This window comes from Neptunicella plasticusilytica (genome assembly GCF_047922965.1).
Lineage (GTDB): Bacteria > Pseudomonadota > Gammaproteobacteria > Enterobacterales > Alteromonadaceae > Neptunicella > Neptunicella plasticusilytica.
In genome coordinates this window covers 3,115,544-3,136,569 of the sequence record NZ_CP150481.1, presented here as the reverse complement: position 1 = coordinate 3,136,569, position 21,026 = coordinate 3,115,544, and the positions used below count along the sequence as shown (strand labels likewise).

Below are 21,026 nucleotides of genomic sequence, written 5' to 3'. Positions count from 1 at the left end.
TTTGAGGATAGAGTATGAATCGCTCGTTCAGAAACTGGTACTGGGTGCATAAGTGGACCAGCCTTATTTCCACCCTGTTTTTATTGATGCTGTGTGTCACCGGCTTGCCTTTGATCTTTTCTCACGAAATCGATGAAGTGTTTGGTTCTGCTGTGGAACCTGTTGAGATGCCCGGAGTAACAAGCCAGGTCAGCATAGACCAGATTGCAGCTGCGGCTAAGCAGCGTAAGCCCAAAGATGTTGTGCAATATATGTTTCAGGACTCGGATGAACCCGAATTCTGGTGGGTAACAATGGCGACCTCTATTGATGCTGCAGAGGCTTCTGCCTACTATGTATATGATGCAAGAACCGGCGAGTTTATTTACGAATATCCCATAGGGCAGGGGTTTATGAATCTTATGTACCGCTTGCACCTAGATATGTTTGCAGGGTTAAGCGGCACCTTGTTTCTTGGCGCGATGGGACTGTTATTGGCCGCATCGCTGGTGTCGGGGGTGATGATCTACGGGCGATTTATGGCCCGGTTGCAGTTTGGTTCGGTACGTAAAAAACGTAATCAACGGCTTAAATGGCTGGATTTACACAACTTGCTGGGGATCGTAACGCTGACCTGGCTGATGGTGGTGGGTGTTACTGGCGTGATCAATACCTTATCAGTGCCTATATTCGGTTACTGGCAAAACACCGAGTTAACCCGCATGATTGAGGGCGTATCTTCCGACCAGCCGTTGGCGAATGAAAACGTATCGGTGCAAAAAGCGCTTGATGCCGTCAAGCAGGTAAGTCCTGATACTTATGTCAGTTTTATTGCCTTTCCCGGCAACAGTTTTGCCGGACCTTCCCACTTCGGTTTTTTCATGAACGGCAATACGCCGCTCACCTCCAAATTACTGACCCCTATTTTGGTCGAGGCCCGCACATCAACAGTCACCGATGTTGGCGACATGCCCTGGTACGTCACCGCATTGCTGTTGTCCCAACCTTTGCATTATGGCGATTACGGCGGTTTACCGCTTAAGATTATCTGGGCGTTACTCGATATCCTCGCCATTGTGGTGTTAGGTAGCGGTGTCTATCTTTGGCTTAAAAAACGTAAATTAACGGCCGAACAACGGTTTGGCCTAACCGAACCTTCTTTTAATCTGGGAAAAACAGTATGAGCCGTGGGTTAACGACAGGCCAGATTTGGCTACGTCCGCTGTTATTCAATTTGATCAGTCTTGTCGGCCTGATATCAGCGTTATTATCAGACTCCTGGGGAGACTGGTTGGCATGGTTGACGCTGGGTCTGCCAGTATTGGCCATCGCCTATTACTGGTGGGGCAAGACGGATAAAGGACATGTCAGGCGTTCAGCATGAAAATAAGAAACAATCTGGTCGCGTAAAACTGTTTAAAAAGGGAATTATGGGATCGCGTTTTGAAAACTTGAATAAAAATGGTGCCCCCTCCCTGACTTGAACAGGGGACCTAACGATTATGAGTCGTGCGCTCTAACCAACTGAGCTAAGGGGGCACATTATTTTTATTGTCTGGATAAGCGGATGAATATCCGTTAAGACCAAAACGACGCGCAGTATAAGGAGTTTTTGAATTATTGTCATCTGTTTGGCCGCTACAAATAACCTGAGTGATGTTTTTTTGAGCGGCTCAAGGTTTTTAATCCGTCATTGCCATCCTGACAATGGCTTATACCTGAATTGAATACGGCAGATACACATAGCCAGCAATAACCCAATTAACCAATACAAACTGCCACCACCGCCGGAGGAAGTGTTATTGACCGGCGGTGTGGCGGGTTTGATTACGGTAACAATAACGCTATCTTTGGCAGTACTGCCAAAAGGGTCGCTAACCGTAACGTCAAAGGTCAGGCTGTCATCCTTGTCCGGCGCGCTGAAACTGGGTGTTAATGTGTCAGCGCCAGTTAAATTCACCATGGTACCGGCGGTTTGCTGCCATTGAATCTGAAGGCTGTCATTTTCAGGATCAGAAGCTGAAGCTTGCAATGTTACGCTTTGGCGGGCATTGGCTTGACTATCTGCACCGGCGTCGGCAATTGGCGGCTGGTTGGATTCGTCGTCGCGAATACGGATCAACAACTCTTTTGGAGTGCCTAGCATTTCCGCCTGATCTGCATCCAACACCAACAAAATGCTTTCTTCCGGCTCGCTGATATCATCATCAATAAGGGAGAGGTTAATCGACTGGTCTTCGCTCTGATTGGCCTCCCAGCTTAACGTGCCGGAGGTTTCAATTATATCCTCGCCGCTGACGGCAGTTTGATTGACTAGCGTATAAGTGATTTGCAAAGGCTCCGAAGTGGAGCGCAGACGTTTAACCGATACACTGGCGTCGGTCTGGTTTTCGTACAAAACCAGTTCGCTTTGACTAAACGCCGCTGCACCGATTGCAGCTTTACCCTGTATAACAATACTGGCCAGATTGGGCGTGGTTAAAGTGCTGCCGCTGGTGGGGTTAAACAAACGTACAAACAACTTTTCATCAAATTCATCATCATCCTGATCGGCTAAAATCTGGATGTTGATGGTTTTGTTGCTGGTATCTTCGGCGTTCCAGATGAGCGTGCCTTGCTGCGATTCAAAATCATTTTTGTCGGCGGAGCCTGCCAGTGTTTCATAGCCTACCTGTAACGCCTGGGCGCTGTCACCGGGGCGGGTAACCTCTATAGTGACTAAGTCATTTTCGACACCGCTGTATTGAGCAGCGTTGAAGGCGACCGAATTTTGGGTGTTGTCGCTGGTATGCTCGCGCAAAATATACAGGCCGCTATTAATATCGCTGACAATAATCAAGCCACTGGGCAGAAATGGGTAAACGCCCCAGGCACCATTAAAGCTGGTGTTGTCGGATGAAGGGAAAGTATCGAAATAACCGACCTGCTGCGGATTGGCTGGTTCGCTGATATCCAGAATGGTTAAACCCCGTTCGTAATTGGACATAAAATAGCGGTTACCGCGTACAAATCCGTTATGGTCGATGGCCGCAGTGGGGCCAGTCCAGATGCCGGCCAGTTGCGGGGCGGTTAAATCGGTAATATCAAAAATTCGCAGAGTGCTATTTAACCCGTAATCTATCTCGTCCAGTTCGTCATGCACAAACACATAGTTTTTATCTTCACTCCACCAGCCGGAATGCACATAAGCCGACTGGCTATAGCCGGTATTGCTTAAACTGACGCGGCTTTGTGGATTGGACTGATCCCATAAACGCATGCTGTCTTCGTTAAAATCCAGGATCACCAGGCAACTGTCACCCGCGTTTTTACACTGGCTGTCTTTGCGCGCATCGGTAATTTGCAATGAACTGGCATCGTGAGTGTAATCATTCTGGTTAACACCGGAAGGAGTAAACGTGGCGACCAGGTTTTCCGGATCAGCCAGCGAGAAACTTTGTTGCGCCCCAGCGGCGGTATTGGCACCCAGGATATGCACCAGCGGCTGATGTTCTTCTGCAGCAATATTCAGGCTGTAGTCCACATCGCTGATATAAATATTATGCGCCGAACTAAAAGCAAACTGATGTTTTACCAGACTAACTGAATTGGGCAAGTTGTTCAGATTGATAATGGTCAGACCGTCATTGGGATTTTCGGTGGTGACATAGGCATAGGCTTTCCAGCGGGCATTGCTGTGATCGTAAAACTGGTACACCTTGATATCACGCCAGATGGAACTGAAACCGCTGACACGACCGACCATTTGCGGGTTGGCCGGATCGGCGAGGTTCACCACGGCTGTGCCATTGTTGAGTCCGATAAGCGCATATTCGGTGCCGGTGTTTAAGTCAATATGCCCCCAGATATCGTTGGCTGCGCTGGGAGAGCCGGGCAGATTGGCTAAGGGGACATGTGCGACTAAAGAAACATTGTCGCAGGAATACTCACCGGCTTTATTATTCACACAGCTGAGTTCGCTTTGTTGCTGTTTCAAGGCCGAGTAACCGGACATCTTGGCTGCCAGTGTATTGTTTGAACGGGCGGTTTTGGTATCGCGTACTACCACAAATCCCTGTTGGCTGAGTTGCTGTGCAAATTCAAAAGGCACGCCGCTGACGCTGGTTTGGTAAAGATCGGGATTTTGAATATTGTAGTTATCGATTTGGCTGTAACCGCCCATTACCGGCACGATTTGGCTGACCAGATAAAACAGTTCGGTTTCATCACTAATAGGATACTGGCCGGCGGCGAGTAATATTTTATCACCCTTGTTAGCGTGCTGGGCAGCATACCCAATGCTTTTGCATGGACGAAAACGATTATTACAACGACCTTGATCTACGCCGTCGGTGGCAACAAAACGGGCTTTGTCATGTTCGGAATGTGCCAGCGCTGCTTGACTGAACAAGGTTAAAACCCCGATGATGGCCGATATCAATAACCGCATAATTTTGTTCCTGTTAATTAACGATGAATAATCTGGATCGGATGACTGAAAAACTACCTTATATCATAGCGTTTGTCTGTGTTTGTCTGGCTGGATGTGAGCCAATGCCTTTTGCGTCAATTGTGCAGTTTGATATACAGTACCTTCAACACCCCATCGATTGTAAAACATCCATTAGTAATAACGACCGGCAATGGCAGATAAATCAATTCAACTGGTTTGTTAGCGATATCGAAATCCAACAGCAAGGTCAGTGGCGTCCGCTAACCTTGCAAGTCAGTGATCGCCAAACTGAATCCGTGGCGTTACTGATGTTAGATGATTGTCAGCAACGTTCAGTCAGTAGCCGCCAACTAGTGTTATCCGAGACGATAGATTGGCGCAAGGGGCAGCGGATTCGTTTTAATCTGGGTATTCCTTTTGCTGCTAATCATGCCAATCCGTTGCGGCAGCCATCTCCACTTAATTTGCCTTTTATGTTTTGGTCATGGCAGGGCGGGCATAAATTTTTACGTCTGGATCTGCAATCGGAGCTGGGGAGTTGGTCTTTTCATTTAGGCAGTACAGGTTGTCAGGCCGACAGTGCAATGCGCAGCCCAGTGACAGCCTGCCAGCAGCCAAATCTATTCCAGTTTGAAATACCAGTATCAACAACAGGGCATATTGTCATGCAACTGGACGCATTGCTCGCCGGGGTGGAGCTGGCCAAAAGTAATAGTTGTACTTTTCATTACGCCGAGCAGCCAGTTTGCCAGTTATTAATCGATCATTTACCTCAAATGTTTGCTAATACCGACTAAATGCGTACGTTCATTATTATCCTTGCCGGCGTACTGGTGAGTTGTCAGCCTGCTCCTGAGCCTTACGACTGGCATTTACCCAAAGATTTTCCAGCTCCGGTGGTACCTCCAGATAATCCTATGTCGGACGCTAAAGTGGCGTTAGGCAGAGCGTTATTCTATGACGCCAATCTATCTTTTAACCGCACGCAATCTTGCAGCCACTGTCATCAGCAACAATATGCGTTTGCCGAGCCGCTGACCCAAGCCATTGGCAGTACTGGAGAGCAACATCGGCGCAATGCATCTTCACTGGTGAATGTGGCTTATAACAGTAATCTGACTTGGGCCCATTCCGGCTTAACCCGCATTGAGCAGCAAATTGTACTGCCAATGTTTGGCGAACAGCCCATAGAGCTGGATATCACCGGGCATGAAAGCGAAATCCTGAGCCGCTTTGACAATGCTAATTATAATCGCTTGGCGGAGGCGGCTTTTGATGATTCGCCATTAACCTTTGACATGGTGGTAAAAGCCTTGGCCAGCTTTGTGCGCAGCCTCATTTCGCTGGAGAGTGATTTTGATCGCTACGCCTATCAACAAGACGACGATGCATTGTCGGAGTCGGCCAGGCGGGGTCTAAACCTGTTTTTTTCAGAGCGGCTTGAATGTCATCATTGCCACGGTGGTTTTAACTTTACCCAGTCCAGTCAACATCAGTTTCAGCAACTGGATTTGCGACCTTTTCACAATACCGGTTTATACAATATTGACGATAAGGGAGGGTATCCGTTATCGGATCCTGGTTTGATTGAAATCACATCGCAACCGCGAGATATGGGAAAATTTCGTGCGCCTACTTTACGTAATGTGGCCGTAAGTGCACCTTATATGCATGATGGTAGCTTGGCGACGCTACGTGACGTGATTGAATTTTATAATGCCGGAGGGCGGGGCGCCGGTATCGATAGCCCGCTAAAAAGTCCATTTATTAAAACATTGAATTTAACTGAGCAAGAAAAGGACGATCTTGAAGCTTTTTTACTAAGCCTGACCGATCAGCAATTCTTAACTAATCCTCAATTTTCGGCTCCTTAAAACGAGAATGGCGCAGATCAACTGCGCCATTAATCGAGTAATCCGTTTTACTGGGCTGGCATATCCAGCGGTACTTCCAGACTGTTGATTTTGGCAGTGCCATTTTCAATGGTTATGTCGCTGGTATAACCTTGCTCGGTTTCTACCAGCAAACCTTGTTGGACAAAGTTGCCTAGCATCACCGGCGTTTGTTGCTGAATAATGCTTTGCAGCTGGGCTTCATCCATTTCGGCGGTTTGAGGATTGGCCTTGAACTGTGATTGCATAACTTTATGAGCAATCATTTCGGCAATAGCTTTATCCGCGTCGATTTTGCCGATCACTTTGAGGTGCTTTAACCAGAATGAGGCATCTTGCAAATCATCTGGCAGGGCATCGATACCGCTAAAACTAATATGCGCATGGCTGTTGAATTTACCTTCGGGTAAGGTGGCACTTAGCCGGGTGATATTAAATTCAGGATTGGCCTTTAACTGGGCCAGCAGGTGCTGTTGAATAAAGTCATTCATTTGGGCCATGATCTGTTCCGGATCCTGACTATTTATTGTTTGCATTTGCTGCTGGTACTGCTGCACCAGTTCCGCGCTCAGGTTATTCAGTTCCACATCCAGTACGGCGTCACTGCCCTGATAATCGTTGACATTAAACTTGCCAACACCGTAACCGAGTTTAACATCAGCTAAGGTTTTATCAGCATTGACGATGGACTGGGTCTTGAGGTAAAAATTATCCATGCCGCCTTGCTGATCCAGCTGTTTATTGCTGAATTCAATGTGTTCAATCGCCACCTGTGCAGCAGAATCGTATAAGGCACCTTCAAAAGCTTGCAGCAAATCACCTGTCATATTCATGTCTACTGACAGATTGTGCATGTTGGCATCGACGTCATCGGCGTTAACCAATAGCGATTCAGTTAAGCCGTTGTATGTCAGCTCGCCACCGGAATAATTGCCTTCGCCCTGGAAGCCGCTAAAAGTTAATGTTGCGTTAGAGCTATCACTGCTAACGTTAAAGGGAACAACACGATCTTGATAATAGGAAGAGCCAAGCAGGTTGGCGCGAGCCTGAAGCTGGTAGAAAGGTGTGGAATCTGTCCAGTCCAGTTTATCGCGTAAATTGTCTCCCTGGTATGTCACCGACCATGCCGCCCAGCCCAATCCAGCTTGTTCACCAATTAGCACCGGACCATGCGTCGCATCGAAATCGACAATAATCGCAAGTTCTCCCCATTCCTGCAAAATCGGATTGTCCTGGGCATTGGGCATTGCGGACATATCCAGCCCCAGCTTGATTTTGGCTTGAGTAGAAAACCAGCTTTGCTGTATTTCGATTATTTCAGCTTGATAGCCAGGTGAACTGTCCAGTTTTGCGACGACATCATTGAGTTGGGTATCGACATTACCCGCGACAATTTTAGGTCCAATTCCTGCCACTAGTGCGACGATGACGATAATGGCCAAGATGAGTTTTTTCATTGATATTCCCTGTTATTTAACGTTGTTTATCCACCCAAGGATGACGACTCGGCATCCGTGCGAAGGCGAGAGATTAATTTCCCGCAGGCATTGTGACATAAAGTGAAAAACTAATAAATTTAACGTTCAGCCGTAGCGGCTGTCAGCGACAAAGGGGTTGTTTTGGCGTTCATGGCCGAAAGTAGATGTAGGCCCGTGGCCGGGATAAAACTTCACGTCGTCCCCCAGCGGAAACAGTTTGTCGCGAATCGAGCGAACAAGATCCTGCTGGTTCCCTTTTGGAAAATCACTGCGCCCAATAGAACCGTTAAATAACACATCGCCGACAATAGCCTGTTGGCTGAGCGGCTCGAAAAACACCACATGGCCGGGGGTATGACCGGGGCAATGGATTACGCTAAGACTAATGCTGCCAACTTGAACGCTGTCCTTGTCGTCGAGCCATTGATTGGGTTGAAAAGGCTGGATATTACCAAAACCGAACATTTGGCTTTGCTTATCTAACGCTTGTAGCCAGAAATCGTCGGCTTGATGGGGGCCGATTACCGGAACCTCAAGTTGCCGGGCTAACTCAGTGGTGCCGCCCACATGGTCCAGATGACCATGAGTTAATAAAATCTGCTCAATCTTAATCCCATGTTGTTGTATTTGCTGAAGAATTTTGTTGATATCGCCGCCGGGATCCACCACCGCGCCTTGCATATTGGCAGGATCCCAGATAAGAGAACAGTTTTGTTGGAAGGGAGTGACAGGAATAACAATAACTTTCAAACTGTTAGCTCGCTTTTAGACAATTTGAGTCATTATAGGGTTAACCCTTGGCTTTGTTTTAGTATTTTTTGCAAAAAATCGCTGTAGCCGTTGCCGTTAGGGCATTTTTAGACTAATTAACAGATGCGCGTTAAAAAAAACTTTGTTATCGTTTAGTTAATATATAATTTCACTGCCTTTTGGGCTATATGTTCTTCAACGGAGCTAAAGATGCAAGACAAACCCTTTCTATTAAGTGGCAGAAATACAATAATCCACAAAGTAAGGAAGCTCGACCTGTTAATTCTGAATGGCGACGATTATCCGCCGGTATTAGTCACTCACAAGGGTTTAAAGGAATACACAGGTCCAGTGCCGGATAATAAACGCGATGCCAAATTATTGGATATGGAATTGATCGATGTCACCCTGGGGGAAATTTTCAGTGATGAAAAAGTACTGATTTTTGTCCAGACCATCAACGGTAAAGAATATAAAGTTGATTACAGTAAAATAGGAACACCACAGTTTATTACTGTGCATCAGGATAGTTTGTTTTAATCTTTAATCTTTACTCTTTGCTGCAAGCCCCGTCCGGGGCTTTTATTTATTATCACTGCGTTTCGCACCATCAATTGTCTTTTTGGCCCCACTCGTTATTTATTGCTCTAGTCTGGAACTAGACTTGCTGTGCCTGATTGCAGCTATCTCATCATTAAACTGTAAATTCATCTGTTTCGTTTAGTTCAGCACACCAATCGCCAGTTTCGTCCCTTAACAGCCTGTTTCCGTGAACTTCTTGTTAGCGTTCAACGTCGCCCAACTGCCAAAGCAGTAGGTGATAACAAATACTTAAAACTAGATTCGGGAAATTCCATGAAAAATATGACATTCAAGACCAGCCTATGCGCAATGGCTGTGGCGGGAGTATTGAGTTCCGGTGCTGCACTCGCAGCAGACAATACTTCAGGTACTATTCAGGGAACGGTTGCGACCGCAACTGCCAATACTTATCAGAAATATCATGTAGAGATTGCTAATCCAACGACCGGCTTTAAAAAATCCATCAGCATCAGCGAAAATGGTGATTATCGTCTACCTAAACTAAATGCCGGCCTATACACAGTAAGAATTTTTGAAGGTGATACGGTTAAACTGGAACGCAACGTTAATGTTGAAATCAGCCGTGACACAGTTGTTAATCTAAAAAATGATGTTGAGCGTATCGCCGTAACGGGTCGTAACATTTATCTGGATACGAGTTCTGCAGAAGCCGGCCTGAATATTTCAGCTGAAAGTCTGGCTAAAATCCCCGTTCCTCGTGACGTGACCAGTGTTGCCATGTTAGCCCCGGGTGTTACTTTGGGCGATACCTCTTTTGGTGATACCGGACAAACTTTCGCTTCTTTTGGCGGCGCATCTGTTGCTGAAAATGCTTTTTATATCAATGGCCTTAACGTAACCAACTTCCGTAATGGTCTAGGTGGTAGCGGTATTCCATTCGAATTCTACGACAGCTTTGAAGTCAAAACCGGTGGTTATTCTGCCGAGTTTGGTCGTTCTACCGGTGGTGTGGTTAACGCCGTAACCAAGCGTGGTACCAATGAGTTCCACGCCGGCGCATCTGCTTATTTTGAACCCAATAGCCTGAGTGACCATGCTCCTAATGTTCAGTACCGTGACGGTACCGTTTACATTAATAATGAAGATGATTACAGACAAAATATGGAAGCCAATATCTATGCAAGTGGCGCCCTTATTGAAGACAAATTGTTTTTCTATGGTTTATATACCGCACGTGACATTAAGCAGGAAGGCCAGTTGGCCGGCTCTGACCAGATTGATCAATATCAGTCTGATGACCCGTTCTGGGGTGCAAAGGTTGATTGGCAAATCAATGAAAACCATTCTTTAGCATTAACGGCTTTCTCTGATGAAACGACCAATCCGACTCATAGCTATGATTTGGATGGTAATCTGAAAGGTGTGACGGAAGAGTCTCGCGGTGGTAAAAACTACATCGTTAACTATAAAGGTTATCTGACTGACACTTTCACCATGTCAGCCTTATATGGTGTTAACAAATACTCGTTAACCACCGTATCTGATGCCGATGAAAACTGCCCATTAACTGTTGATGCACGTGAAGAAGCGTCAACCCTATATCCAGGTTGCTGGGTCAATCAGATTGCTGAGCAAGGCGATGACGAGCGTAAAGCGATGCGTGTTGACTTTGAATGGCAACTGGACGACCACCTGATCCGTTTTGGTTATGATAGCGAAAAAAATTCTTCGTTCAGCGAGCAGCATTACTCTGGTGGCGCGTACTACCGCTATATGGATGTTGAAGCCGGTTCTGAGTTGAACAACGGCGGCATTGTGCCTGATGGCGTTGATCAAGTATTGCGGATTAGAAAACTGGATAATATCGGCAGTTTTGAAACGATTTCCAGCGCCTATTATCTGGAAGATACCTGGAATGCGACTGATGAAATCACTGTTAGCGCTGGTATCCGTAATGAAACTTTCGACAATAAAAACGTCTATGGTGAATCCTTTATCAAAGTTGATAATCAGTGGGCACCTCGCCTGGGTATTATCTGGGATGTTAATGGTGACGGTAATTCGCGCTTGTACGGTAACTTTGGTCGTTACTATTTGCCGGTGGCGAGCAATACTAACGTGCGTCTGGCGGGTGCAGAAGATGACCGTTCACGTTTCTACGTTCTTGATAGTGTCGATGCTGATGGTTTACCGGTATATGATCCTGCCAATGAAATTGGTAGTGAGCTGATTAACTCAAATGGTGAAGTGAAAGATCCATTGCAAATCGTTGATCAGACGATCAAACCAATGTATCAGGATGAATATATCCTGGGTTATGAAACTGTTGTGGCTGATGACTGGTCAATGGGTGTGCGTGCCATTTATCGTGACCTTAAAGTCGCAATGGATGACATCTGTAATATCGACGATGTTATGGTCGCTAAAGGCTATCCAAATAACAATACCGGTTGTGTGCTAACGAACCCGGGTACCGATATGGAAGTGTCATATACTGATGCCGACGGTAACTTGGTGCCTGTCAGTATTTCTGCGGATGAACTGGGCTTTGAAGAAGCGAATCGTCAGTACATGGCATTTGAATATAACTTTGCCAAAAACTGGGATGGTGTCTGGTCACTACAAGGTTCTTACGTATGGGCTCACTCTTGGGGTAATGCAGAAGGTTACGTTAAGTCAGATAACGGACAAGACGATGCTGGTTTGACTCAGGACTTCGATTTACCTGAATTGATGGATGGTGCGTACGGTAACTTACCAAACGATCGTCGTCATACAGTTAAAATCTTTGGTTCTTATGCCATCAATGATCAGTGGTTGTTAGGGGTTAACTTTTTGCTGCAATCTGGCCGTCCCGTTAATGGTTACGGTGTAGGTCATCCGAATGGTACACCTGATTACGGTGACACTTTCTACTTGGATGGTGAAAACTTCGTGCCTCGCGGTACCTTTGGTCGCACAGACTGGGTAAGCAAAGTCGATATGTCATTGCAATACACGCCTGAATGGGACGTGGCGGATATTTCTTTCCGTGCCGACGTATTCAACCTGTTCAATCAGGCTAGCGTAACGCAGGTCTATGAAGTGGCTGAACAAAGTGTGGGTGTAGAAGATCGCAAATTCTTGTTACCGACAGCTTATCAAACACCGCGTAGTATTCGTTTGAGCGCCAGCATTCGCTTCTAAACCAGTGATTTGCTAAAGGATAAAGCCGGCATTCCAATATTCTGTCGGTTTTGTCCCTCCAAATAGGCGTTTCGTCACAACAAACTTACCTGCGGCAGTTTAGCTTGTAATATGGCGATGTCGGCCTGATAACCCGACCAATACAAAATTACATATATGTATTGAACCCTGGAAATTATAGCTGCGTCAGTTTGACGCAGCTTTTTTTTTTACCTTTGATTTACATCATTTACCCTGGGTTAACCCCATGTAGCTATTGGTCTTGTCAAACCGCAGATTAGTCTATTTTTAGCTGACATTCCCCTTACTCTGCCCTATATTCCTGCTCTTCACATTTGCATCGGAGTCTACATGTATCAGTGTATTGTCGTTGATGATGAACCACTGGCCCGGCAACGGATCGTCAGTTTTATCGAGCAGCAAGCAGAATGGCAAGTCGTTGCACAAGCATCAGAGTACAATGAAGCAAAGGATCTGTTAATCAAACACCAGCCGCACGCCTGTTTTATGGATATCAGTATTATTGGCGGCAGTGGACTGGAACTGGCTAGAAAGCTGGTGGACCAGGTTAGTTGCGGATGGATTTTTAGCACCGCATACAGCGAATTCGCCATCAACGCTTTCGAAATGGAAGCGGTGGATTACCTACTTAAACCTTTCGAAAATAAACGCGTCACAGACGCCTTGAACAAGATTGAAAAGCGCCTGATTAGCAGGGCAGTCAGCAGACCGGATGTGCTGGCGATTAAATCAATTGGCTCAGTCGAGTTTGTCAATGTAGAAGATATTCTATGGGTCAAAGGTTCATCCAATTATGTCGAGTTGCATTGTCAGGATAAGGTACTATTACACCGCGAAACGCTTTCTAAACTTGAACTGCAACTTAATCCGAAGAAGTTTGTGCGGGTTCACCGTTCTTCTATGGTGAACTTGCAGCGAGTGAAAAGTTTAACTAGCGAGCTCGGGCGCTATTCGTTATTGCATTTAACTAATGGTGATGAAGTCAAAATCAGCGCGGCGTACAAGAACAACCTGTTTGGTCGATTAGGACTGGATTTGAATTAGGTTAGATGAAAAACATGCTACAGCCGGAACATAAAAGAGCGTTAATCAGTGCCGACACTAAGCCTTCGTTCTGGCTATTGCATAGTCTCGGCTGGCTATTTTATGTGTTAATTCTGACCATCGATAATGTGGCATTTATCGGCAGTGACAAGCTCGATGATAGATTCGTTATTTTTCCGCTGTTGATCAGCGGTCTGCTTGCCATACTGCTGACATTGCCTTTACGTTCCCTGTACCGTCGTTTGTGGTGCCTCAGTCCGGTTAAGCTGTTTATCAGCGTCGTTGTAAGCAGTTTGCTGGTAGCGGCCATTTGGACACCGTTGAAGAATATGGTTATCTGGAACTGGGAAGATAACTATTCGATATTCCTGGTGCTGAACGGCCAGTTTGATGAGGAGCACCACCCGGCCCGTTTATTTATGACTATTAGCTATGCTTTTTTTATGGTCATGGCCTGGAGCAGTCTATATTTCGGGATCAACTATCATTTCCGGCTGGTTAAAGAAAAAGAGCAGCACTTCAATGCAGTAATGCTTTCTCATAAGGCGCAAATCAAAATGTTGCGCTATCAGATTAATCCCCATTTTCTGTTTAACACGCTCAATGCTATTTCCACGCTGGTCTTGCAGGGAAGCAAGGAAAGAGCCAATACGATGTTAATTAAGCTATCTACTTTTTTCCGCTATTCACTGGACAATGACCCGGAAAAGAAAATTACCTTGCAGGAAGAACTGGATGCATTACGGCTGTATCTGGACATTGAGAAGACCCGCTTTGATGAGCGGTTGACAGTTCATTTTGAGGTCAGTCCGGCGACGGAAAAATTGCTGGTTCCCAGCTTGATCATTCAACCACTGGTTGAAAATTCGATTAAATATGCGATTGCCAAAATGAAAAGTGGTGGTGAAATCCGGATTAGTGCTCGTTGCGAACAAGATGAGTTAATTCTTCAGGTTGCTGACAACGGACCCTTTAGCTGTTTTAGTCAATTGCCAGGGATGAGTCAGGGCGTGGGGCTGCAAAATATTGATGAACGGCTTAACGTCATTTATCCCCATCAACATCAATTTGAATTGAGTGTGGCGCAGCCGCAAGGGTTTGTTGTGACGATGACCCTCCCCGTTGAACATTCCCTAGAATAACATTCTTACCTCTACTCCTTCCAATTGTTGCCGATACAAAGGACAAAGCGCAAAATAACCATTATGGACAGATGCAGCATATCCCGAATTTCGGTTAAATACTTGCTAGTTCAATCATTTGCAGTTATCACCCGATAAACTAATCTATTGGGAACGCGCAGTTTTTTGTTTGTCCCAACGTGGTAAAAGGATAAGTTTCCTATGTTTTCGGTGTTAATTTGTGATGACTCGCTGGTAGCCCGTAAGCAGGTGGCTAAAAGCCTGCCCGGGGACTGGGATGTTGCGGTTCATTTTGCCAAAAATGGTCAGGAAGGGATCACTGCACTACAGGAAGGAAAAGGGCAGTTATTGCTGCTTGATCTCAATATGCCGGTGATGGACGGTTACCAGGTACTGGAACAGATTCAGCAACAGGGCTTGAATACCCGCACGATCGTTATTTCTGGCGATATCCAGCCTGAAGCCCATCAGCGTGTTAAAAAATTAGGTGCGCTCGAATTTATCGAAAAACCGGTAAAGGCGGAGGAGCTTGAAAGGGTACTGAATAAACACCGTATCCATATTGAAGCTGAGCCGGAAGCGCGTCAGGAAATCCAGCGTCTTGATCCACAAGTACGTGACTGTTATCAGGAAATAGCCAATATCGCGATGGGGCAGGCAGGCGACAATCTGGCTCGACTGTTTAACGTATTTGTCAAGTTACCCATTCCCAACGTTAATTTAATTGAAGTCTCAGAATTGCTGATGTTGTTGCAGGATATCGAGGATGAAGATTCGGTATCCGGTATTTGTCAGGGGTTTGTCGGCCCGGGTATTTGTGGCGAAGCGTTGTTTATTCTGAGTGATTCCAGTTTTGGTGATGTGGCCAAAATTCTGGATATACAGCAAGAAGTGGACGATCAGGTTCAACTGGAAATGTTGATGGATGCTGCCAACATTCTGATCGGTTCTTTCTTGAATGGTTTTGCCACTCAACTGGATATGCATTTTAGTCAGGGACATCCGGTGGTATTGGGCCAGCATTGCAATATTTCTGAATTGATCTCAACCAATAAAGCTCGATGGCGCAAGACCTTGGCGATCGAATTGAGCTATGGGTTAGAAGGTTATAATGTGCAATGTGATTTGGTGTTATTGGTCACGGAAGAATCGATGAATATTATGAATCACAAATTATCCCATTGGTTAGAGGAGTGACATTGTGAGCAGTGACGCGATGAATGAATTAACCGAATTTCATTGGATGATGGATATGTTGCAGACCATTGATGTGGGGTTGGTCGTGCTGGATAAACACTATGCGGTGAAATTGTGGAACGGTTTTATGGAAAGTCATAGCGGTATGCTGCCAAGTGAGGTACGGGACAAGTCACTGTTCGCATTGTTTCCGGATATCGATCAGGACTGGTTTGCGCAAAAGACCAGACCGGTATTTGAACTGAAGAACCGCGCTTTTATGATCTGGGAACAACGCCCCTACCTGTTTAAATTTCCCAACTATCGTCCCATTACCGGTAGCGAGGATTTTATGTATCAGAACATTACCTTGTCACCTTTAACCAGTGCTACCGGTAAAGTAGATAATATCTGTATGATGGTCTACGACGTCACCGATGTTGCTGCGGGCAAGAAAACGCTGGAAGTGACGCAGGTGACACTCAGCGAGATGAAGGAAAGAAGCACCTGAATAAAGTCTGTCTTTTTACCTTATCCCGGTTAAGCATTTTGATTTAGATACGATAACTAAGTACGTCACTTAATTGAAGAATCTATGCTGCCGTTTATGCCACGTTATCTCATCCTTTTTATCAATTTGTTATTGTTGTCTGCTTGTTCAGGTGATGATTTATTATCGGCGGATCCGCAACCCCAGACCCCTCAGCCTGTTATTAGTGTGGCTGCGATTGATGATTATTCAATAAATGAAAGCAGCAACGCGCCTCTCAATGCTACGGTTACCGGCCAAACCACAGATCTTACCTTTGCCTGGACAGTCTCCCCGACGATTACAATTAACCATCCAGATACGGCGCTCGCTGATGCCAGTTTTGTGGCGCCACAAACCACCGAACCCGTCAGTTATCGTTTTACCATCACTGTCACCGATGCTGAAGGCAATGTTGCCAGTGATCAGGTGACAGTTGAAGTCTTGCCGGTAAATGCTAATCCGCAAGCTGTGATCGGTTTTAACCAGATGGCAGGTTATGCGGCTAGACAATTTCCGGCCGGAGCCGCTGTTGTGTTAAATGGCAGTGATAGTCACGATGCAGACAGCCCCGCTGGGCAGGAGCAAATCGCCAGTTGGCGTTGGCAGCAAACAAGTGGTGTGAATGTACTGCAGGGAGTGAGTCTGGATGGCGAGACTCTCAGTTTTATTGCGCCAGTTCGGGACCCAGCCTCACAGCTGGTGTTCTCCTTAACTGTAACGGATCAGGAAGGAGGCATCGATAACGCCGAGATCGTTCTGTCGGTATTAGCCGCCAGCGATACGTTGCCTGAAGTGGATGCAGGTGTTGACGTTACTGTAGTGAGTGGCGAAGCGATATTATTGGCGGGGCAAGCCAGCAGTGTTAATAGTGGGGCACTGCCGCTGGAGTATTTATGGTTGAATGATTCCACTCTTGCCCCTGCCATTGATAGCCACCAACAATTGGTGACCTATGCGGTGGCACCTAAAGTTCAAACGGCAACTGTTGCCACCTTTACATTACAAGTCGATGATGCGCTGGGGCATAGCGTGGAAGACAGTGTGGATGTTTTGATTAATCCGCGGCAGATCGTGCATCGTAATGATACCGGTGTGGTATTGCGCGCGAATGGTACGACAAATATTAGCTCCATCCAGAGCGATTATCCGGGGCAGGATGCCGATACTGGCCGTGATAGTGCCGCTACACATGGATTACTGGAAAAGGCAGGGCGTGGCGAAAACGGTTTCGACTTTACCCGCCTGGATCAAATTGGTGATGAGGTAGATGACGTGAGCCAGCCTTGGCGCTGTGTCAGAGATAACGTTACTGGACTGGTATGGGAAATCAAACATCAGGGAATCGGGTTTAGCAATAATAGCTACAGTTATTCCTGGTATCAGCAAGAAAATAATGGCGGGATCGAGGGCGATCTGAACGGAGCTGGTGCCACCTGCAATATGGCACAATGCAATACCAGCGCCTATGTGGCTGCCATCAACGGAGTAGGCTTGTGCGGTTTTTATGACTGGCGTTTACCTACCCATAATGAGTTGTTGTCCATTTTACATCTGGGCAGGAGCAGCGCACCGTTAATCGACAATACTTATTTTCCTTTTACTACGTCTGGGCTTGCTGCGCCTGTCTGGTATTGGAGTAGTGAGCCCAGTGCCGACGGTGTATCCTCTGGCGAAGCACAAAATGCCTGGGCGATTGATTTTGCCAGCGGTAACGACAATTTTCTGAACAAATCTGTGCCAGCCAGAGTCAGGCTAGTCAGGGCGGGCCGTTAAGATGTTAAAAGTAACCACGTTTATAATGAGTTTATTGATTAGCTGTTCAATATTTGCCAGCTGTCAGGATGATATTGACGAAACAGCGCCAGAAGAAAATTTTGCACTGGTTGCCGGTGGTTTGGCGACTGATACCACCACCAGGCTAATGTGGATGCGTTGCGCCATTGGACAACAGTGGAATACTGCACAAGGACGCTGTCTGGGTGATCCGCAACCTGTTACCTGGCAACAGGCATTGCAGCTTGCTCATGGTTATGTCTATCAGAGTTTGAGTGGTTGGCGCTTACCCAATATGAAAGAGCTGAACACCATAGTCGAGCGTCAATGCGTGCGGCCATCAATTAACTCGACGGTCTTTCCTGATACACCCTCAGATGATTTCTGGACCTCGACTCCTTCGATGATAGATGGCCAGCGAGCCTGGGTTGTGGCATTTTTTAATGGCAGTAACTCTATTAAACAAAAAACCTTGTTTCCCTATGTTCGGCTGGTAAGAAACGCAGACTAGCGCAATTTTTAATCCGCTAGTCTTATTAAACTTTCCCTTCACCAACGTTCAGGCCACAATTGGCCTAGATTCGTGACGGAAATACTGTGAATGTCCAAGATTGTTTTATTTTTGCTGGCTGTCATCAGCTTTGACTGTTTGGCCGACTTTAAATGTGAAGTCGATTTGCAGCAGGGTATTTTGGTGAACGAACACCAAATTCGGGTGATGCAGGATGACCGTACTTTGTACCAGATCAACGGTGACAATCAGCTGATTGTCAAAGGTGACTGGATTACGCTCAATGAAGAGCAAACAGCGCAACTCAAAGAACTCTCTAGTGGTATACATTATTCCATGCCTAAAATGGTTCTATTGGCTACCGAAGGTGTGGATCTGGCAATTAGCACAGTAGAGAATGTTTACCTCGGCCTGGTGGGTGAAGAGCATACCAGTTATCAACGTTTGCAAAGTGCTCTGAAACGCGTAAGACGTAAAGTGGGTAAAAAGTTTTATCACGCGGAGGATTATTATTACATCGGGCCACGCAGTCTGGAAAATGTTGATATGTTGGTGGATGCCAGAATGGAGCAGGAAATCGAGCACGCCATCGATACCTCGCTTGGTGGCATATTATCGGCAATCGGTGGGCTGACCAGCGATGGCGATAGCAAGATGGAAAAACGCATGGAAGACTTGTCCGTCAGGCTCGAAACCATGGGAGCCGAAATTGAACGTCAGGTTGGTCCCAAAGCCCAAACCCTGCGCAAAAAAGCCAAGTGGTTTTGTGAAAAAATGAAACGTCTGGATGTGGTTGAAGATCAACTTCGCGACAGCATTCCACAATTACAGCCCTATAATGTGATTGTTACCGGCGAACTGGCCGAAAATGGAGACTGAATTCAATCGTTTCCGTCATTATTTTAACCCCACAGGGGCAAAGCACCGAGGGGAAATATAATAGAAACCGTTCGTACTGAGCGCGTAGTAGTCGAAGTATGAACTATTTCACCCTTCGACTACTTATAGTTCCGTGTATCCTGAGCTTGTCGAAGGGGCAGGGCGAACGATGGTTTTGATTTTGAGCTCGTTGCTAGAAACCCGACACTCGCAGCTCCATTGATTTTTGGTTCTCGGTGATCTCTGTACCCCTGTGGTTAATAGGCTTTTGGTTTTATTATCTTAGCGGCTTGGCTATTTTATCATTTCAAGATAGAATTCCAGACGTCTAAACGTCCATGGTGTTCGTATGCAATCTGCTCCCTCCGGTAAACTGGCGTTATCGCCATTATTTTTGTTCCTGTGTTTATTTCTGGGAACTGGATTTTATTTCCAGTCTCAAGGCGTGGATTATGCTTTTTATCAGCTACCGGCCCCGGCTGCGCTATTACCCGCCATATTGCTCGCTTTCTGGTTATCCCGAGAGAGCCTGGGCAATACCATTGATCAGTTCGTAACCGGCGCTGGGCATAGCAATATTATTACCATGTGCCTGATCTATTTGCTGGCCGGTGCTTTTTCAGCAGTAGCCAAGGCATCTGGTGGGGTGGATGCAACAGTCGTTATTGGCTTACAGCTGGTTCCGTCCCAGTTTATCTTGCCTGGTCTGTTTTTAATTGCGGCGTTTATCGCCACTGCAATGGGAACATCCATGGGCACCTTGGCTGCGTTGGCACCCATTGCCGCCGGTGTCGCCGATGCTGCCGGCATTTCCCCGGCATTGATGGCAGGTGTACTGGTTAGCGGAGCGATCTTCGGTGATAACCTGTCGATTATTTCTGACACCACCATTGCCGCTACCCGCACTCAGGGGTGCGATATGAAAGACAAGTTTAAAGCTAACCTTTTATTGGCGTTACCTGCAGCGGTACTGGTATTGGTATTGCTGTTTGTCATTGGCCATCCTGCTGAGTTGGAGACGGCCGACACGGCTAATCCTGTGCTGATGCTACCTTACTTGCTTATCTTGATCTTGGCGATAGTTGGCGTAAACGTGTTTTCGGTGCTGGTTATCGGTATCGTCAGCAGCGCACTATTGGGGATCCTGGTTGGTGATTATCAGATGATGGCCATTGGTAAAGATATCTATGCCGGGTTTGGCCAGATGCAGGAAGTCTTTATTTTATCGTTGCTGTTAGGTGGCTTGTCCGAGCTCATGCGTCGTCAGGGAGGGCTCCGTTTTCTGGTAACCCGAATATCCAGATTAATCCAGTCCTCATCCTTAACGCCTAAACTGGGTTATTCATTGGGTATTGCCGCGCTGATTAGTTGTGTCAACGCCTGTGTGGCCAATAATACCGTTGCAATAATAGTGGCGGGCGATACGGTAAAAGAACTAGCCGAGGCTGGTGATATCGAGCCCAAAAAGGCCGCTAGCTTGATCGATATTTTTGCCTGTGTGCTGCAGGGAATATTACCTTATGGCGCGCAATTACTGCTATTGGGTGCCAGTTTCTCTGTTTCGCCGGTAGAGATTATTCCCTACGCATTTTACTGCTATTGGTTAGCGTTGGTAACCTTAGGGAGCTTTGTCTGGCAGTACTTTTTGCAGCGTAAAGTGGGACAGGCGGGAGTGGAATAATCAAAGA

Annotated in this window: 17 protein-coding genes and 1 tRNA gene; 14 read left to right on the top strand and 4 right to left on the bottom strand. The window is 46.4% G+C overall.

The features are described 5' to 3' along the window. The first annotated feature begins 14 nt into the window (after positions 1-14). Positions 15-1,163, top strand: a complete 1,149-nt coding sequence (locus tag V1467_RS14075; RefSeq protein ID WP_416305603.1) for a PepSY-associated TM helix domain-containing protein — start codon at positions 15-17, stop codon at positions 1,161-1,163. After that, on the top strand, positions 1,160-1,363 hold the full coding sequence (locus V1467_RS14070; protein ID WP_416305602.1) for a hypothetical protein: 204 nt from the start codon (positions 1,160-1,162) through the stop codon (positions 1,361-1,363). Before V1467_RS14075 ends, V1467_RS14070 begins: the two co-directional genes overlap by 4 nt. A gap of 78 nt (positions 1,364-1,441) precedes the next feature. On the opposite strand, the gene V1467_RS14065 is transcribed toward V1467_RS14070, so the two are convergent. Further along, a tRNA-Ile gene (locus V1467_RS14065) sits at positions 1,442-1,518 on the bottom strand. Positions 1,519-1,669: 151 nt separating this feature from the next. Further along, positions 1,670-4,408 carry a choice-of-anchor B family protein gene (locus tag V1467_RS14060; RefSeq protein WP_416305601.1) on the bottom strand — a complete coding sequence of 913 codons (2,739 nt, stop codon included), beginning with the start codon at positions 4,406-4,408 and terminating at the stop codon, positions 1,670-1,672. A 41-nt stretch (positions 4,409-4,449) separates the two neighbouring features. Here V1467_RS14060 and V1467_RS14055 point away from each other — a divergent pair, with 41 nt between their 5' ends. Next, positions 4,450-5,208, top strand: a complete 759-nt coding sequence (locus V1467_RS14055) for an MbnP family copper-binding protein (RefSeq protein ID WP_416305600.1) — start codon at positions 4,450-4,452, stop codon at positions 5,206-5,208. Beyond that, positions 5,209-6,285: an MbnH family di-heme enzyme gene (locus V1467_RS14050; RefSeq protein ID WP_416305599.1), complete on the top strand. Its 1,077-nt coding sequence runs from the start codon at positions 5,209-5,211 to the stop codon at positions 6,283-6,285. It abuts the gene before it with no gap. A 47-nt stretch (positions 6,286-6,332) separates the two neighbouring features. Here V1467_RS14050 and V1467_RS14045 read toward each other — a convergent pair whose 3' ends face one another. Then, positions 6,333-7,760 carry a YdgA family protein gene (locus V1467_RS14045; protein ID WP_416305598.1) on the bottom strand — a complete coding sequence of 476 codons (1,428 nt, stop codon included), beginning with the start codon at positions 7,758-7,760 and terminating at the stop codon, positions 6,333-6,335. 126 nt (positions 7,761-7,886) lie between these two features. After that, positions 7,887-8,531, bottom strand: a complete 645-nt coding sequence (locus tag V1467_RS14040) for an MBL fold metallo-hydrolase (protein WP_416305597.1) — start codon at positions 8,529-8,531, stop codon at positions 7,887-7,889. A gap of 210 nt (positions 8,532-8,741) precedes the next feature. Between V1467_RS14040 and V1467_RS14035 the strand changes: the two genes are divergently transcribed. The 10 genes from V1467_RS14035 (at position 8,742) to V1467_RS13990 (ending at position 21,019) form a co-directional block, all read left to right on the top strand. After that, positions 8,742-9,071: a hypothetical protein gene (locus V1467_RS14035; RefSeq protein WP_416305596.1), complete on the top strand. Its 330-nt coding sequence runs from the start codon at positions 8,742-8,744 to the stop codon at positions 9,069-9,071. Between the two features lie 315 nt (positions 9,072-9,386). Further along, the gene (locus V1467_RS14030) at positions 9,387-12,260 is read left to right on the top strand and encodes a TonB-dependent receptor (RefSeq protein ID WP_416305595.1); all 2,874 of its coding nucleotides are present in this window, start codon (positions 9,387-9,389) and stop codon (positions 12,258-12,260) included. Between the two features lie 351 nt (positions 12,261-12,611). After that, positions 12,612-13,325 carry a LytR/AlgR family response regulator transcription factor gene (locus V1467_RS14025; protein ID WP_416305594.1) on the top strand — a complete coding sequence of 238 codons (714 nt, stop codon included), beginning with the start codon at positions 12,612-12,614 and terminating at the stop codon, positions 13,323-13,325. Between the two features lie 5 nt (positions 13,326-13,330). Next, on the top strand, positions 13,331-14,467 hold the full coding sequence (locus tag V1467_RS14020; protein ID WP_416305593.1) for a sensor histidine kinase: 1,137 nt from the start codon (positions 13,331-13,333) through the stop codon (positions 14,465-14,467). Between the two features lie 201 nt (positions 14,468-14,668). Then, complete coding sequence (locus tag V1467_RS14015; protein ID WP_416305592.1) at positions 14,669-15,664, top strand: response regulator; 996 nt, start codon at positions 14,669-14,671, stop codon at positions 15,662-15,664. 19 nt (positions 15,665-15,683) lie between these two features. After that, entirely contained in the window at positions 15,684-16,154 is a 471-nt protein-coding gene (locus V1467_RS14010; protein ID WP_416308709.1) for a PAS domain-containing protein, read from the top strand. 96 nt (positions 16,155-16,250) lie between these two features. Next, positions 16,251-17,948: a DUF1566 domain-containing protein gene (locus tag V1467_RS14005; RefSeq protein WP_416305591.1), complete on the top strand. Its 1,698-nt coding sequence runs from the start codon at positions 16,251-16,253 to the stop codon at positions 17,946-17,948. Between the two features lie 25 nt (positions 17,949-17,973). After that, on the top strand, positions 17,974-18,459 hold the full coding sequence (locus V1467_RS14000; RefSeq protein ID WP_416305590.1) for a DUF1566 domain-containing protein: 486 nt from the start codon (positions 17,974-17,976) through the stop codon (positions 18,457-18,459). Between the two features lie 90 nt (positions 18,460-18,549). After that, the gene (locus V1467_RS13995; RefSeq protein WP_416305589.1) at positions 18,550-19,338 is read left to right on the top strand and encodes a YggN family protein; all 789 of its coding nucleotides are present in this window, start codon (positions 18,550-18,552) and stop codon (positions 19,336-19,338) included. A gap of 349 nt (positions 19,339-19,687) precedes the next feature. Next, positions 19,688-21,019 (top strand): Na+/H+ antiporter NhaC family protein, encoded by a 1,332-nt coding sequence (locus V1467_RS13990; RefSeq protein WP_416305588.1) that lies wholly within the window; start codon positions 19,688-19,690, stop codon positions 21,017-21,019. Positions 21,020-21,026: the final 7 nt, after the last annotated feature.